A 14,359-nucleotide genomic window follows, 5' to 3' on the forward strand; every position below is an offset into this window, starting at 1 on the left:
AAATTCAGTAAATTGGCCGCATTGTTGAACTGTGAGCCCCCCGGATAAAGAATTAAAATAAATGGCAAATCGTCGCGCCTCCATTACCGACCTGGCCAAGGCCTTGAACTTGTCCACCTCTACCATTTCGCGGGCGCTGGCCGACCACAACGATGTGAGCGAGGCCACCAAAAAGCGCGTGCGCGAGCTGGCCGAAGAGCTCAGCTACCAGCCCAACCAGCTGGCCGCCGCCCTGCGCCGCGGCCGCAGCAACACACTCGGCGTGCTGGTGCCCCACATCACCGGCAACTTCTTTCCGCAGGTCGTCAACGGTATTGCCCTGGAAGCCAGCAAGGCCGGCTTCAACGTCATGATTTGCCAATCGAACGAGGACGTGAAGCAGGAGCGCAAAAACATCGACCTGCTGATGAACTCGCAGGTCGAGGGCATCCTGGTATCGGTGTCGAATACCACCCAGGATTTCGGCCACTTCGATGCCGTGCGCAGCCAGGATGTGCCCCTGGTATTCTTCGACCGTATCGTGGAAGGCTTTCGCGGTAACAACGTGAGTGCCGTGATGCTCGACGACTATCAAGGTGCCTATCAGTTGGTTAGTCACCTCATCGAGCAAGGCTGCACGCGCATTGCGCACTTCACCGGCCCGCTGCACATCAACATCCACAAAAACCGGCATCAGGGCTACCGCGACGCCCTCACCGCCCACGGCCTCGAAATCGACGAGGACCTGATTTCGGTGATGGAGCTGAACCAGAAAACCGGCACCGCCGCTATGAAGCGCATGCTCAAGCAGTCTAACGTGCCCGATGCCGTATTTGCTTCCAACGACTTAGCCGCCGTAGGGGCGATGCAGGCCGCCAAAGCTCAGGGCTTGCGCGTGCCCCAGGACATGGCCATTGCCGGCTTCAGCAACGAGGTTTTCACCAGCCTCACCGAGCCCACCATCACCACCGTTGACCAAGGCTGCGAAACGATGGGCATCTCAGCCGTGCGCCTGCTCCAGAAAATGCTCAACGGCAACCCCGACCGCCAGGCCCAGCCCCGCAACGTGGTGCTGCGTCCCAAGCTGCTCGTGCGCGAATCGTCGCTGCGCAAGCCGGAGTAGCCTGAGCGAAACAGGTTTGTTTTGACGAAAACGAACAGCTTCAGAATAGCTTAAACGTTCAAAGCGCCCCGGATGCAGGAGAATTTCTCCTGCATCCGGGGCGCTTTGAACGTTTAAGCTATTCGACCAGCAAATGCTTGAGGACGGGGCCCTGCGACGTGTTCAGGCGCAGCAGGTACATGCCCGCGGGCAGGTGTTGCAGCTCCAGCACTGTCGGCGTATCGGTGGCGGGCAGCGGCACGGCGCGCACGCATTGCCCCAGGCCATTATAAAGCGCTGCCGTGGCCGCCGCCCGCAGGGCTGCGGGCAAGCGCAACGTAGCCGTGTGGTGGGCAGGGTTGGGGTACAGCTCGACCTGCGCTGCCAGCGCCGCCGTCCGCGAACTGAGCGGTGTCAGGAAAGCCACGGTGGCGGTGGCCGGGCTGAAGCCGCTGCCGCACCGTGTTTGCACCAGTACTGTGTAGGAAATGCCGGGCAGCAGGCCGCTCAGCGCTACGGGTGAGGCTGGGCTTTGCAGCACGACAGGAGCACTGCCATTGCCGGGGATGGCCGTGATGGTGTAGCTGGTGGGCGGCGTGCCAGCGGGAGCGACGAAGCTTATTGAGGCCGAAGTAGGAGTGAGCTGGCTGGCGGCAGCCCCACTAGGGGCGGGGCACTGCGACGCCAGGCATTGCACCGACAGCTGGAAACGCTGGTTGGGACCAACATTATTCTGGCTGATAAATAAATAGTAATCAGCACCAACGTTGGTTCTGAAGCCTACGGTATTGCCAAAGGCCTGGTTTGGAAAACAAGCTATGTTAGGGCGGTGTCCGGTCAGGCATTGCAGGTTGGAGCAGGAGCCGGTGAATACCATCATCTCAAAAGGGTAGTTAGTGCCAGGGTTACAGGTGCTTACTACAATGCTGTCGCCGGTGCCCACGATGCGATAGAAAATGCCCGCGCCCTGCATTATCCCGTTACCGCAACGAACGTTGGGGTCGTTGGTGCGGGTAGCACTAACTAGGTTGCCGGAAACAAACTGCCCGCAGGTGAGCAGAATAGCCCCGCCGCACTCGTCATTAACCGGCGCGACGCCAGGCGTGGTAAACGGCACCGTGACCGGGGCTCCCTGGCCGGCGGCGCACTGTGCCTGCACCGTAACGGTGTAGACCGTGCTGGGACTGAGCGGCCCCAGCGCCACGGGCGAGCCAGCGGGCGTGGGTGTTACGGTAACCGGGGTTCCACCCCCGATGGGCGCGTACGTCACGGTATAGCCCGTGTTGCCGGCCGGGGCCGTAAACGTCAGTTGCGCCGCCGAGCTGCTAATGTTATCCACCCGCACGGTGGTGGGCGTAGCACACACCGGCGGCGTGCTGACGCAGATGGTAAACGGTCCGGTGGGGTCGACAGGGCCGAAGCCTGATACCTGCACGTAGTAAGTAGTGCCGGGCGTGAGCTGGCTTAGCTCCATCGGCGGGGCCACCATATTATTGTTGGCCCCCGACGAGCAGCCAATGGCCGCGAACGGCCCGTTGCAGGAACTGGCGCTGAAGGCCCGCAAGCGCCCGGCGGCATTGCCGGTTACCTGCACGGTGGCGGCGGTGCTGCCGGCGCCGGTGGCCGTAGTGGTGAAGGTAAACCACACATCGTTAGGATTGAAGCCTCCCACCCCGCAGTTGCCCGGATTCTGATACCCGTTCGGATTGGTGACGGTAGCGCCCACGTTGGAGGCGTTGATGGGCGTGCAGGTGGCGCCGACCGGGCCCAGCGCCACGGCGCCGCAAGGTTCGTCGTTGCTTTGCAGCGGCACCGTGAAGCTGACCGGGCCCACCAGCGTGCTGCTGCTGGTCGGGCCGCAGATTTGCCGCACATATACCTGGTAGGTAGCGCCGGGCGTGAGGCCGGTGAGGGTGGTGCTGGTGCCCGTGAGGCCGCCGACTTGCTGGCCGGTGCCGGGAGTGAAGCCCGTGGGGCCATACTCAACGGTAAACGTGCCGCCGCCACCGCCCGCATTGCCCCAGTTGATGAGCTGCGAGGTGGAGCCCACCGGGCTGGCCGTCAGGTTTTGCGGGGCCGGGCAAGCCGGCGGGTCGGTGACGCAGATGGTGAACGCGCCGGTGTTCGCGATGCTGCTGCTGCGGACGCGGACGTAGTAAGTAGTACCGGGCTGCAGCTGGCCCACTACCAGCGGCGGCGCCGGCGCATTGTTGGCGCCTGCCGCGCAGGCCAGCGGAGTCAGCGGCCCGGTGGGCCCCGTCGGGGCCTGAAACACCCGTACTTCGCTGGCCGGAGCGGCTCCGGCGGGCGGCGGCGTGGCGTTGCCCACCGTGATGGTAGCGCCCGTGCTGGCCGCGCCGGTGCTGGCGGTGGTAAACGTAAACCACACATCGCTGGAACCGATAGCGGGCATGCAGCCGAAGGAGGCATAGCCATTGGCTACGGTGCTGGTCGAGCCTTGGGTGGAGGCGGCTACGGGCGTGCAGGTGCTGCCGCCCAGCGGTAGCGCCCGCGCAGTGGCGGGCTCGTCGTAGGGGTGGGGCGTGGTGAAAGTCTGGGTAAGCACGGTACCCTGGGCCCCGCCGGCGCACCGGGCCTGCAACGTCAGCGTGTAAGCAGTCAGCGGCTGCAAGTTGTTCAGCGTAAAGGGCGAGCCGGTGGGCGCGGGCGAAACTGTAAGGCCTGGCCCGGCTGCCGTTGTGTAAGTTGCGACGTAGCTGGTATTGCCAAAGCCCGGCCGAAACGTAACGGTGGCCGAAGTGCCGTTGATTGGCGTAACCGTCAGATTATTAGGGTCGCCGCAGCTGGGTGGGTCGGCCACACAGATAGTGAAGGCGCCCGTTGTCACGGCGTCGTTGCTGGCCACGCGCACATAATAGGTGGTGCTGGGGCTAAGGCCCGCCACAGTAAGCGGCGGCGCGGGCCGGGTGCCGGGCTGCGTGTTGCTGGAGCAGGCAATATCGGTGAACGGCCCATTGCAGGAAGCGGCCGAGAACAAGCGAATCTGCCCGGCCGGGTTGCCCGTGACGGAGATGGTGGCGCCGGTGCTGGCGGGCCCGCTGGCGGCCGTGGTAAACGTAAACCACACGTCGCGCGGCGTGGCCGTGCCCCCGCAACCCTGCTGGTCGTAGCCGTTGGCGGCGGTGGTGGTGGCAAAGGAGTTGGAGGCGGCCGTCGACTGGCAGGTAGCACCGCTGAGCGACAGCGGGGTGGCCGAACAGGGGTCGTCGTTGGCGATGCTGGTGACGAAACTGGTCGTGACGCCACTGGAGCTGCCGCCGGCACAGTTGCTTATCACCGTCACGGTGTAGTTGGTCAGCGGCTGCAGGTTCGTCAGCGGCACCGGCGAGGCGGTCGGGGCCGGCGTCACTGTCGTCACCGTTCCGCTACTGCCGGTCGAAGTATAAGTAATGGTGTAGGTTTGGGCCGTGCTGCTGGTCGTAAAGCTGAGTTGCGCGCTGCTACCGGTGATGGCGCTAACTGCCAGATTGCTCGGCGGAGCGCACTGGGCCATTGCACGTTGCCCAAATGCGGAGAGCAGCAGTAGAGTACTCGCAAGCAGGCAACTTCTGCTGCTGGTAAATGGCAATCGGAGGCCGGCTAATAACGTGAAAGTCAGGCCAAGGGTAGTCCTGGGCATAATTTAGGAGTAATTGGTGAGAAATGAACCGCCAATTATACAGGAAAGAACTTGAATTACAAGTTCTCTCTTGTCCTAAAGGCTGATATTCTCCCCAACCCAGCGTTATCATCATTGACCAGGGCTGCGGACTGCGGGTTTCCCAGCCGTGCGCCTGCTCCAGAAAATGCTCGTGCACGAATCGTCGCTACGGAAACCGGAGCATTATCAGTCAGATGACATACTTCCTCTTGACGAAGGCAGGGGCATTACTCCTCTCACACAATCAGCTTCCGCAGCAACTGCCGGACCTCCGTAGGCGAGGCGACGTGGAATCGGGCCGACGAGTGCGGCGCCGAGCCCACCCGCACGGTAAACGCCTCGGCCGGCAGGGCGCGGAAGGTGTCCTCGTCGGTGCGGTCGTCGCCGAGGGCGAGCACGAAATCAGGGGTGTAGTAGCTGAGCCAGCGGGTGGCGGCAGCACCTTTGTTGATGCCGGCATTTTTGATTTCCAGCACTTTGTTGCCTTCCATTACCTGCAGGTCTGTATTGGCAGTCATGAAGGCCAGGTGGTTGAGCAGCTCGCGGGCGCGCACGGCGCCGAGGTCGGCGTCGGCGCGGCGGTAGTGCCACACCAGGGAGTATTCCTTTTCCTCGATAAAGGAACCGGCAGTGCGGGCCACGTAGAGCTCCAGCACGGGGCGCAGTTCGCGCTTCCAGTCGTTGCGCAGGGTCTGGAACGTGGTCCACTCTTCGCCGGCAGCGCGCAGCCAGGCGCCGTGCTCGGCAATGAAATCGACGGGCAGGTGGCCCAGCCACTGCTCCAGCGTATGCCGGTCGCGCCCGCTGATGATGACCACGCGGGTGTGCGGCAGGTCGGTGAGGGCGCGCAGCAGCAGGCGCAGTTCCTGGTCGGGCTGCACCTGCTGCGGGTCGGCGTGGAAGGGCATCAGCGTACCGTCGTAGTCGAGCAGCAGCAGGCGCTGGCTGGCTGCCTGGTAGGCTTCGAGCAACTGGGTAGTGGGGGCGGGCGCGAGGGTTTCGGTAGCCAGGGTTTGCTGCTTGATTTTCGTGTAAGCCAGCTGGTTGAGGAAGAGCTTGGTCCAGGAGAAAATGTTGTAGCGTTCCACCAGTGCCTGCATGGCGGCCATGCGCTGGCGCTGCTCGTCCTCGGGCATCACCAGGGCATCGTGCAGGGCCTCGGCGAGGCGGCTGGTGTCGGTGGGGTTGATGATGAGGGCATCGGACAACTCACGGGCGGCGCCGGCCCGCTCGCTAAGGATGAGTACGCCGCGCTGGTCGGCTTTGCTGGCAATGAATTCCTTGGCCACCAGGTTCATGCCATCGCGCATGGGCGTCACCAGCGCTACTTCGGCCAGGCGGTAGAGGGAGGCCAGTTCTTCCAGCGGCAGCGAGCGGTAGAAATACTGAATCGGGTTCCAGCTGATGGTGCGGTAGCGGGAATTGATGCGACCCGTTAGCTCGTCAATCTCCTCTTTCAAAGCAGCATACTGCGCTACCTGGTCGCGCGAGGGCACCACCAGCATGATGAGGCTGACCTGCTCGCGCCACTCGGGGTAGCGCTCCAGCAGCAGCTCGAAAGCCCGGAGCCGCTGGGCAATGCCCTTGGTGTAGTCGAGCCGGTCGATGCTGAGAATGACGCGGGTGTCGCGCAGGGCTTCGCGGTAAGTGCGCTCGTGAGCCTGGGCGGCCTCGGAGGCGGCGGCTTGGGCGTAGCGCTCGTAGTCGATGCCCATCGGGAAGGCATCGACGCGCACGGCGCGCTGGCCCACTTCGAGCTGGCCGTTGTGAGCCGTGATTCCCAGCGTGTGCGACACCGCGCTGAGGAAGTGGCGCATGTAGCCAAAGGTGTGGAAGCCAATTAAATCGGCGCCCAGCACGCCGCGCAGCAGCTCGGCGGCCCAGGGCAATACCCGGATGAGCTCGTAGGACGGAAACGGGATGTGCAGGAAAAAGCCGATGCTGGCCTCGGGGCGGGTGCGGCGCAGCATTTCGGGCAGCAGCAACAGCTGGTAATCGTGAATCCAGATGGTGTCGTCGGGGCCGGACTGGGCCAGCACGGCCTGGCAGAATTTCTCGTTCACGGCCACGTAGGCCTCCCAGTGGCTTTGCTCGTAGGTGGCAAACTGCGTGAAATAGTGAAAGGTAGGCCAGAGCGTAGAGTTGCTGAAGCCCTCGTAGTAGTCGCGGATTTCGGCTTCGGTGAGGAAGACCGGGGCCATGCTGTCGGCCTGTAATTGCTCGGTGACATACTGCTCCTCGGCGGGGTCGTTGACGAACAAGCCGGGCCAACCCACCCACACGTTGTCGCCCCGCCGGTAGATGGAGCCCAGGCCCGTGGCCAGCCCGCCTTCGCTGGGCTGAAACGTGAGACTATCGTCGGCGCGTAAGACTTTCGTGGGGAGGCGGTTGGAGACGATTATTGTTTTCAACATAAGGATTATTGTTTTCGACATAAGATAGTTGTCAGATGCTAAGCGTTTAGATGTACGCGGGAAAACCGGAATCAGCCAGAAATTTGGGTTAGCGCGAGTGGCGAAAGGTGGCATAACGCGGCACCAAAACCCGGCGCGGCGACGGATATTTACTCCGGTTTTCGGCCGCTTCCCGTATGCTAAACCAGGCCAGCGGGGTTAGTTAGAACCCCGGCCGGCGGCTATTGTTCCCCCAACTCCTGCATTTCCATGACCATCCTCCTCGTAGAAGACGAAGCTCGCCTAGCCTCTTTCATTCAGAAAGGTTTTGAAAATGAGGGGCATGAAATCGACGTGGCCTACGACGGCCAGGCCGGCTGGTCGATGGCCCAGCAGCGCGCCTACGACCTGGCCATCCTCGACGTGAACCTGCCCTACTTGAGCGGCCTGGAAATCTGCCGCCGCATCCGGGCCGATTACCCCAACATGGCCGTGCTGCTGCTCACCGCCCTCGATAGCCTCGACGACAAAGTGCTGGGCTTCGAGGCCGGCGCCGACGACTACCTGGCCAAGCCATTTGCCTTTAAAGAGTTGCTGCTGCGCGCCCGCGCCCTCACTCAGCGCCGGGCCGCCCTGCAGGGCCAGCGCCTGCTGAAACTGGCCGACTTACAGCTCGACCTCGACGCCAAAATCGTGACCCGCGCCGGGCAGCGCATCGACCTCACTACCCGCGAGTATTCGCTGCTGGAGCACCTGCTGCTCAATCAGGGCCGCATCGTGTCGCGGGTAGATATTGCGGAGCGCGTCTGGGAGCTGAACTTCGATACGAATACGAATATCATTGACGTGTACGTGAGTTATTTGCGCAAAAAAATAGACCGGGATTTTACGCCTAAGCTCATTCACACGGTAGTGGGGATGGGCTACGTGCTGCGGGTCAACGAATAGCCAGGAATCATGCTTATCCGGACCAAGCTGGTACTGCGCTTTACACTGCTGGTGGCGGGTATCTTGCTGGCGTTCTCGGCTTTTGTCTATTACTTTCAGGCCGAGGGCCGGCAGCAGCGCTTCCAGACCCGGCTATTGAGCAAGGCCGGGCTGGTGGGGCGGGTGCTACTGCGCCGCCGCCCACTTGGTAATACCGGCAGCGAGCTGCGTGCGCGCGACCTGCTGACGACCGCGCAGGAGCTCATCAGCATCTACGGGCCGGGTGGGCGGCTGCTTTACACCAGCGACACTACGACGGCTAATAGCTTATTCAAGAAACAGTATAAGCTTGGTGCGGAGCAACAAAACTGGCTAACGGTGGCGGAAGGGCGGCGCGAAACGGTGATGCTACGCTACGCTTACACGGGGCAGACCTACCAGATTTTCGTGTCGTCGGTGGATGAGCTGGGGTGGGCGAATATCGATAAGCTGGCGCTGGTACTGGTGGTGGGTAATGTGGGTGCGTTGCTGCTTATTATATTGACAGGCTGGCTGTTTGCGAATGAGTTTTTGCGCCCGGTAGCTCGCGTGGTGACGCAGGTGGAGCAGATTAACGCTTCCAACCTCAGCCAGCGCGTGGATGAGGGCAACCAGCGCGACGAAATTGCCCAGCTTGCCATTACCTTCAATCAGATGCTGGGACGGGTGCAGCACGCTTTTGAGGCGCAGCGCAGCTTTTTGTCTAACGCTTCGCACGAGCTGCGCACGCCGCTCACCACCTTGCAAGGCACACTGGAAACGTCGTTGGATTACGACAAAACGCTGGCCGACAGTCAGTACAGTATGCAGTCGGCGCTGTTGGATGTGCGCCACCTCATCGACCTTACTAATGGCCTGCTTACGCTGGCCCGCACCGATGCCGCCGCGCTTGACCAGCGCCCGGTGCGCCTGGATGAGTGCCTAAGTCAGGCTATTGGCTACGCGCAGGGCAAATACCCGGGCCGGGAATTCCGGCAAACGTTCGGGCAGCTGCCAGCGGACGACTCTGACGTTTTTGCCTTGCGGGGCAATCCGCAACTGCTCACCACGGCGCTCTTGAATCTGCTTGATAACGCGGCTAAATACTCGACTGGTCTAGTGACGGTAGAGTTGGGCTACAGCAATGCTACTACGCTGCTGGTGAGTGTAGAGGATAGTGGCGCGGGCATTGCGGCCACCGATTTGCGGCTGGTGTTTGAGCCACTGTTTCGGGCGGCTGGCGTGGCTAAAGTACAGGGTAGCGGCCTGGGTTTGCCGCTGACGCAGAAGATTATCCGCTTGCACGGCGGACGGGTAGAGCTGAGTTCGGTGGAAGGGCAAGGCACGACGGCGCGCGTGTGGCTGCCAGTAGGGTAAGGTTTTAAAAGGCTGTGGAACCGTCGGGCCCGGCCGCGTGCTGCACTACAAAAAGGCGGGTTTGCACCATTTTAAGGTTTTCTAATACCGCTTTCATCCGGTTTTAATACCGCATGCCTCCCTTTGTGGCTATGAACAGCGCCCGTACCGCTACCGATACGCGTTATCGCATTCTTGTTTACCTGCTTACGGCAGTTTTAGTGCTTTCAACAGGGCTGAACTTCTATTTGCTGCGTGGCAGCACAGCAGCGGGGGAGCAGGAAGAGTCGGCTGATGCCGAAGAGTTAGCGGCGGTCGAGAGCGAGCTGGTGCGGGCCCGCCGCCAGCTGGCCCGCTGTCAGAGTATGGCTTCTGCGTCGGATACGCTGGCACTGCACGCCAGCGAGTAGTTACACTCACTTTGGGGCTTTTGGTGAAGGACTTTGTAAAACAAATCATTGTGCGTAAGAATCAAATGTTGTTTGCTCTGAATGGCTTGGGTACCGGGCTGTGGCTATTGGCCCTGGCCGTGGCAGTAAGCGCCTGCTCGGCCGATGGCAAAACGCCGGAAGAAGCCGCTCCCGCCGTGCCCACCCTGCCCGTAACCACGCTGGTGGCGGCCAACCAGCGCCTGTTCCACGAGTACGTGGCTAATATTGAGGCCGAACGCAACGTAGAGGTGCGCGCCAAAGTGCGCGGCTACCTCGACCAGATTTTTGTGGATGAGGGCAAGCTGGTGAAGAAGGGCCAGCCGCTATTCCGCATCCAGCCCAGCGAATACCGCAACCAGCTTGACCGCGCAAAGGCCAGCGAAAGCGGTGCTGAGGCCGACGTTACCGCCGCCCGGCTTCAGCTGGAGCGAGTGAAGCTGCTGGTAGATAAGAATATTATTGCCAAAAGCGAGTTGGGGCTGGCCCAGGCCAAGCTCCACGCTGCCCAGGCCGCCGCCAACGGCGCCCGCGCCAGCCAGCGTACCGCTGGCCTCAACCTGGGCTACACGCTGGTGCGGGCGCCGTTCGACGGCATTATCAACCGCATTCCGCTGAAGGTGGGCAGCCTCATTGAGAATGGAATGCTGCTGACGACGGTGTCCGACTTGAGCGAGGTATTTGCTTACTTCAACGTGTCGGAGGCTGAGTACCTGGAGTATGTAAAAACCCGCGAGCGCCACCCCGAGCGCGCCAACTCCGATACCGTGACGCTGCTGCTGGCCGATGGCAGCCGCTACGCCCACCCGGGATACGTGGAAACGGTAGAGGGTGAGATTGACGAAAACACCGGCTCCATTGCCTTCCGCGCTCGTTTTGACAACCCTAAACGGCTACTCAAGCACGGGGCTTCGGGCCGGGTGCGCCTGGCCAATGTGCGGCCCGATGCGGTGCTGGTGCCGCAGCAGTCGGTGTTTGAAATTCAGGATAAGAACTACGTGTACCTGCTTGATAAGCAGAACCGGGTGAAGATGCACGCCTTCGAGCCGCAGCAGCGGACAGGACTGTCTTACGTGGTGAAAAGCGGGCTGCAGGCCGGCGACCGGATTGTGTATGAGGGCACGCAGGGGCTCAAGGATGGGCAAGTGATTCGGCCGCGGGACCTCACCCCCTGACGGCGCAACCCCGACCCCTCCCCTTCGGGAGAGGGGAGCCGGTCATGCACGACCTGAATTGTTAGGTTCCCCTCTCCCGAAGGGGAGGGGCCGGGGGTGGGGTTGACCGTCAGAACGACTTAAAAAACAGATATGTTCGATATATTCATCCGCCGTCCCGTCCTCTCGCTCGTTATCTCGCTGCTGATAACGCTACTGGGCGTGCTGGCGCTGTTCTCGCTGCCTATCACGCAGTTTCCCGACATCGTGCCGCCTTCGGTGACGGTGACGGCCAAGTACACCGGCGCCAACGCCGAAGTGTGCGCCAAGGCCGTGGCCACGCCGCTGGAGCGCGCCATCAACGGCGTGCCGGGCATGACTTATATGTCGTCGGTGAGCAGCAACAACGGCACAACGCTCATTCAGATTTTCTTCGAAGTGGGCACCGACCCCGACCTGGCGGCCGTGAACGTGCAGAACCGCGTGACGACCATTCTGGACGAGCTGCCGGAGGAAGTTATCAAGGCTGGGGTGACGACGGAGAAGGAGGTAAACTCGATGCTGCTTTACCTCAATGTGATGAGCGACAACGCGAAGATGGACGAGCAGTTCATCTACAACTTTGCCGACATCAACGTGCTGCAGGAGCTCAAGCGCATCAACGGCGTGGGCTTTGCCGAAATCATGGGGCAGCGCGAATACTCGATGCGCGTGTGGTTGAAGCCCGACCGCATGGCCGCCTACAATGTGGGCACGGAGGAAGTTATCAATGCCATTCGGGCGCAGAATGTGGAGGCCGCGCCCGGCAAATCGGGCGAAAGCTCGGGTGGCCAGGCGCAGGTGCTGCAATACGTGCTGCGCTACACCGGCAAGCTCTTCGAGCCCGAGCAGTACCGCAATATCGTGCTGCGCGCCGAGCCCGACGGCTCCCTGCTCAAACTCAAAGAAGTGGCTGACGTGGAATTTGGGACGCTGTCGTACGGCATGGCTTCCAAAACCGATGGGCAGCCGTCGGCGTCCATCATGCTCAAGCAGCGGCCGGGCTCTAATGCTCGCGAAGTCATTGCCAACGTGAAGGCCCGCATGGCCGAATTGCAGGAAAGCAGCTTCCCGCCGGGCATGACCTACAACATTGCCTACGACGTGTCGCGCTTCCTCGACGCCAGCATTCACGAAGTGCTGCGGACGCTGCTGGAGGCTTTCGTATTGGTATTCATCGTAGTGTACGTGTTTCTGCAGGACTTTCGCTCCACGCTCATCCCGGCGCTGGCGGTGCCGGTAGCGCTGGTGGGCACGCTGTTTTTCATGCAGCTGTTGGGCTTTAGTATCAACCTGCTGACGCTGTTTGCGCTGGTGCTGGCCATTGGTATTGTGGTCGATAACGCCATTGTGGTGGTGGAGGCCGTGCACGCCAAGATGCACGATGAACACCTGGCCCCCCGCGAAGCCACATTTGCGGCTATGAAGGAAATTGGCGGCGCCATCATTGCCATCACGCTGGTGATGTCGGCGGTGTTCGTGCCGGTATCGTTCATGAGCGGGCCGGTGGGCGTGTTCTACCGGCAGTTTTCGCTCACGCTGGCGTTTGCCATTGTTATTTCGGGCATTAATGCGTTGACCCTCACGCCCGCGCTTTGTGCCATTATGCTGAAGCCGGTGGCGGCAGGGGAGGAGCGCAAAGGCTTGCTGGGCAAATTCTTCGGCGGCTTCAACAAGCGCTACGATGCGCTGGCGGGGCGTTACAAAACGTTCCTGAATGCCGTGGCGGCGCGGCGCGTGGTCACGCTGGCGGCCCTGCTGCTGTTCTGCGCCGCCACCTGGGGCGTCAACCGGATTCTGCCCGGCGGCTTCATCCCCACGGAGGACCAAGGCATGGTGTATGTAAACGTAACTACGCCCGCGGGGGCTACTGTGGAGCGCACCGAACGTATTCTGGATGAAGTACAAAAGGTGGCCGACAAGCTGCCCGCTGTGGAGTCGGTATCGACCCTGGCGGGCTACAGCCTGCTGAACGACGTGACCGGCGCCTCCTACGGCATGGGCATGATTAACCTCAAGGGCTGGGACGATAGAGAGCAGTCGGTGACGGAATTGATTGCCGAGCTGGAAGCCAAAACCAAGCACTTGGCCGATGCTGACATCCAGTTTTTCCCGCCGCCTACGGTGCCGGGCTTCGGCAACGCCAGTGGTTTCGAGTTGCGGTTGCTGGACAAATCCGGCACCGGCGACCTGCAGCAAACGGCCAAAGTAGCCGACCATTTCGTGGAGGCGCTGGCCAAAACGCCCGCCATCGGCAGCGCCTTTACCGGCTTCGACCCCAACTTCCCGCAGTACATGATTCACGTGGACCAGGAGATGGCGGCCAAAAAAGGCGTGACCATCGACCAGGCTATGAGTACCTTGCAAACTATGCTAGGCAGCTACTACGCCAGCAATTTCATCCGCTTCGGTCAGATGTACAAGGTGATGGTGCAGGCCAAACCCGAGTACCGCAGCAAGCCCGAGGACCTGCTGGCCCTCTACGTGAAAAATGACCGCGGCGAGCTGGTTCCCTATTCCACCTTCGTGCGGCTGGAGCGCGTGTACGGTCCCGACCAGCTCACGCGCTACAACATGTACACTTCAGCCATGCTCACCGGCGACGCCGCGCCCGGCCACAGTTCCGGCGAGGCCATCAAAGCCATTGAGGAAGTGGCCAAAAAGGAGCTGCCGAAGGGCTATTCCTACGAGTGGAGCGGCATGACGCGCGAGCAAATATTGTCGGGCAACCAAGCCATCTACGTGTTCGGGATGGTGCTGATTTTCGTGTATTTGCTGCTGGCGGCGCAATACGAAAGCTTCCTGCTGCCGCTGCCGGTGCTGCTGAGTCTGCCCACCGGCGTGTTTGGCGCCTTCCTGTCGCTGAAGCTCCTGGGGCTTGAAAACAATATCTACGCCCAGGTGGCGCTGGTGATGCTCATCGGCCTACTGGGCAAGAATGCCATCCTCGTCATCGAGGTGGCCGAGCAGCGGCGCCGGGCCGGTACGCCGGTATTGGAGGCAGCGGTAGAAGGCGCGTTTTCCCGTTTGCGGCCTATTCTGATGACGTCGTTTGCCTTCATCGCCGGACTGGTGCCGCTGGTGGTGGCCAGCGGCGCCGGGGCGCTGGGCAACCGCTCCATCGGCACGGCGGCGGCGGGTGGTATGCTCATCGGCACGCTGTTCGGGCTGGTGCTCATCCCGGGTCTGTACGTGCTGTTTGCGGGGCTGATTAAGGTCGTAGCTAAGGACGGCGACAAGAAGGCGGTCGAAGTAAAAGAGGCTGAGCGCGAGGCGGTGCCGGCTTAACTAACTCTAAGAAA

8 protein-coding genes are annotated in these 14,359 nt (G+C 61.6%); 6 read left to right on the top strand and 2 right to left on the bottom strand.

Going from position 1 to position 14,359, the window contains the following annotated elements; translation table 11 throughout:
• The first annotated feature begins 61 nt into the window (after positions 1–61).
• On the top strand, positions 62–1,102 hold the full coding sequence (locus Q5H93_RS08690) for a LacI family DNA-binding transcriptional regulator (protein ID WP_305006123.1): 1,041 nt from the start codon (positions 62–64) through the stop codon (positions 1,100–1,102).
• A 118-nt stretch (positions 1,103–1,220) separates the two neighbouring features.
• Here Q5H93_RS08690 and Q5H93_RS08695 read toward each other — a convergent pair whose 3' ends face one another.
• On the bottom strand, positions 1,221–4,595 hold the full coding sequence (locus Q5H93_RS08695; RefSeq protein ID WP_305006124.1) for a fibronectin type III domain-containing protein: 3,375 nt from the start codon (positions 4,593–4,595) through the stop codon (positions 1,221–1,223).
• A 383-nt stretch (positions 4,596–4,978) separates the two neighbouring features.
• Positions 4,979–7,156 carry a bifunctional alpha,alpha-trehalose-phosphate synthase (UDP-forming)/trehalose-phosphatase gene (locus Q5H93_RS08700; RefSeq protein ID WP_305006125.1) on the bottom strand — a complete coding sequence of 726 codons (2,178 nt, stop codon included), beginning with the start codon at positions 7,154–7,156 and terminating at the stop codon, positions 4,979–4,981.
• A gap of 249 nt (positions 7,157–7,405) precedes the next feature.
• On the opposite strand from Q5H93_RS08700, the gene Q5H93_RS08705 reads away from it, so the two are divergent.
• The 5 genes from Q5H93_RS08705 to Q5H93_RS08725 all read left to right on the top strand — a co-directional run bounded on the left by Q5H93_RS08705 (position 7,406) and on the right by Q5H93_RS08725 (position 14,345).
• On the top strand, positions 7,406–8,083 hold the full coding sequence (locus tag Q5H93_RS08705) for a response regulator transcription factor (RefSeq protein WP_305006126.1): 678 nt from the start codon (positions 7,406–7,408) through the stop codon (positions 8,081–8,083).
• Positions 8,084–8,092: 9 nt separating this feature from the next.
• A complete protein-coding gene (locus Q5H93_RS08710; protein WP_305006127.1) occupies positions 8,093–9,457 on the top strand; it encodes a sensor histidine kinase in 1,365 nt (454 codons plus the stop codon).
• Between the two features lie 131 nt (positions 9,458–9,588).
• Positions 9,589–9,846, top strand: a complete 258-nt coding sequence (locus tag Q5H93_RS08715; RefSeq protein WP_305006128.1) for a hypothetical protein — start codon at positions 9,589–9,591, stop codon at positions 9,844–9,846.
• Positions 9,847–9,911: 65 nt separating this feature from the next.
• Positions 9,912–11,039, top strand: a complete 1,128-nt coding sequence (locus tag Q5H93_RS08720; protein WP_305006129.1) for an efflux RND transporter periplasmic adaptor subunit — start codon at positions 9,912–9,914, stop codon at positions 11,037–11,039.
• A gap of 132 nt (positions 11,040–11,171) precedes the next feature.
• The gene (locus Q5H93_RS08725; RefSeq protein WP_305006130.1) at positions 11,172–14,345 is read left to right on the top strand and encodes an efflux RND transporter permease subunit; all 3,174 of its coding nucleotides are present in this window, start codon (positions 11,172–11,174) and stop codon (positions 14,343–14,345) included.
• Positions 14,346–14,359: the final 14 nt, after the last annotated feature.

Source organism: Hymenobacter aranciens, assembly GCF_030580865.1.
Lineage (GTDB): Bacteria > Bacteroidota > Bacteroidia > Cytophagales > Hymenobacteraceae > Hymenobacter > Hymenobacter aranciens.